General features: G+C 53.8%; 2 protein-coding genes. Both read left to right on the forward strand.

Going from position 1 to position 2,326, the window contains the following annotated elements; genetic code table 11:
• The coding region (locus H6F43_RS11145; RefSeq protein WP_206754554.1) for a histidine kinase at positions 1 to 2,031 on the forward strand (2,031 nt) is incomplete at its 5' end.
• Between the two features lie 38 nt (positions 2,032 to 2,069).
• Positions 2,070 to 2,326, forward strand: a 257-nt coding sequence (locus tag H6F43_RS11150) for a response regulator transcription factor (RefSeq protein ID WP_190342836.1), incomplete at its 3' end; no start/stop codon positions are given.

Below are 2,326 nucleotides of genomic sequence, written 5' to 3' on the forward strand. Positions count from 1 at the left end.
GTCCCCGAAGTCAGGCACTATCACGAATCGAGAGGTGCCCATGCAGTTGCCTACGTTCCGTTGCGACGTGGGGAAGAGACCGTGGGCTGGATTGGTTTCGCTCTTACTTCAAAGATTCCGCCGACACAGCAACAGATTGAAATGATTCAGGCACTCACAAGTCAAGTTTTGCTGGCAGTGGAGATGGAGCGTCTATCCGAAACGGTCCGCAAAGTGGCTGTCGCTCGTGAGCAAGAAAAAGCCGCACAAGAACGGGCAGCAGAACTGGCGAGAGCGAATGAGGCGCTGAAGCAATCGGTCGATGTCCTCGCGACGGAAACTGACCTCAATCAATTCATTGGGCATGTTTTACGGCTTGCTGCTGAACAGTTTGACGCACCACTCGCAGAATATTGGCAAGTCACTAATCCAAATATCGCTAAAATCGTTGGCTGGTGGGGACACAACCAGATTCATGGATTTGGACAACAGCATGATCATCCAGCGAGTGAGTCAGGCGTGCAGGTTCCCTCCTACATGCTTGAGCAACGGCAGTTTAGCGATCGCCGCAAGCATTTTGTTGCTTTGTTTGATCCCTCAGTCCAACCTGCTGAAGGAGAGTTCGTGAGCGACCCAGCTAGTTGGTATGAAGCGCTTGGGGTGAGTTGGCAGCTCAATTTACCGCTAATTGTTGGGGAAACCTGTTTTGGAGTCCTTAATTTTTGGCAGCCGATTGATCGCCCGTTTGCAGAACACCAGATAGAACTCGGCTATGCGCTTGCTCAACAAGTAACGCTGGCAATTCGCCTTAGCCAATTAGCAGAGGAGGCACAGCAAGCGGCAATCGCTCGTGAACAGGAAAAAGCCACTCAAGAACAGGCGGCGGAACTCGTGAAGGCAAACGAGGCGCTTCGACGATCGATCGCCCACCTCACTAGCGCCGATCATTTGCAGTCGTTCCTAGTAAGCGCATTAAAAGAGGCAATTCAGGCAAGCCGTGCCGATTGTGGCGCTGTGTTTGTCTATCAAGCTGCCACTGATACCTTGCAGATGACTGTCCTCGTGCTGGATGGTGAACCTGTAGATATTGCCACCGATCCTCGTGCCGCAATCTGGCGTTCCCCCGTGCCCGCAGACCTCACTTCCGCCTGGCATATGATTCAACAACGGCAAATTGTTTGGCTTGATCTGAACCAGCCCTCACCCGAAGCGTGGCAGTTCGCCATTCCCTGGCATCAAGCACAGGGGCACAAGACCATTCCCATGATTCCGCTCACGCTCGGTGAGCAACTCTTAGGCTTTATGGGACTTGCCTTTACCACCGACCAACCACCCAACCAATCGCGCTTTGAGCAGTGCCGCACCTTTGCCCACCATGCTGCCCTCGCGCTGCAAATGGCTGATTTGGTCCAGCAAACCAAGCAAACCGCCTTGCTCGAAGAGCGCAACCGCATGGCTCGCGAAATTCACGATACCCTTGCCCAATCCTTCACTAGCATTAGCATGCAGCTCGAAGCCGCTACCCGTTTCCTCACTCGCAAACCAGAGCAAGCGCAATCCTGCCTCTCCTTTGCCCAGGAACTGGCGCGTTCCGGTCTTGCAGAAGCCCGACGATCGGTGTGGGCATTACAGTCTGAAGCCGAAGACTACCGACACCTCGTGAGTACGCTGCAGCGTCTGGCGGCTCAGCGATCCACGGAAAACTCTGTTCAAGTCGAGGTAGCGGTTGTCGGCACGGTGTACACATTGCCAGCAGATGTGGGGATGAACCTGCTGCGGATTGGGCAAGAAGCGCTCAACAACGCCATTCGTCACGCCAATGCTCAAATTATCCTGCTCACGCTCACCTACGACTCTGACCAGATTCAACTCCAGATTCAGGATGACGGACAGGGGTTTGACCCTCAGCTGCAGCGCAACAGCGGCGGCTTTGGCTTGATGGGGATGCAGCAACGCAGCGATCGTCTCGGTGGCGCATTTGCCATTACCAGTCAATTAGGAAAAGGAACTGAAGTGAAGGTGACAGTACCGATTATTCAGAAGGAAAATTAAACCAGTAAGAGTATGACTAACTCGCAGGGTGACCTGGTATGACTCAAACTCAACCCATTCGCATTCTTCTCGCTGATGACCACCCGCCGCTTCGCAAGGGGTTGGCGCTGATTTTGAACAGCGAAGACGACATGACGATCGTGGCAGAAGCAGGCAACGGACGTGAAGCGGTAGCGCTGTTTCGGCAATATCAGCCCGATGTTGCCTTGCTGGATTTGCGGATGCCAGAGTTAAGCGGTGTGGAAGCGATTACTGCCATTCGCGCCGAGTTTCCCGATGCCCGTCTAATTGTCCT

This window comes from Leptolyngbya sp. FACHB-36, assembly GCF_014695955.1.
Taxonomy (GTDB): domain Bacteria; phylum Cyanobacteriota; class Cyanobacteriia; order Leptolyngbyales; family Leptolyngbyaceae; genus FACHB-36.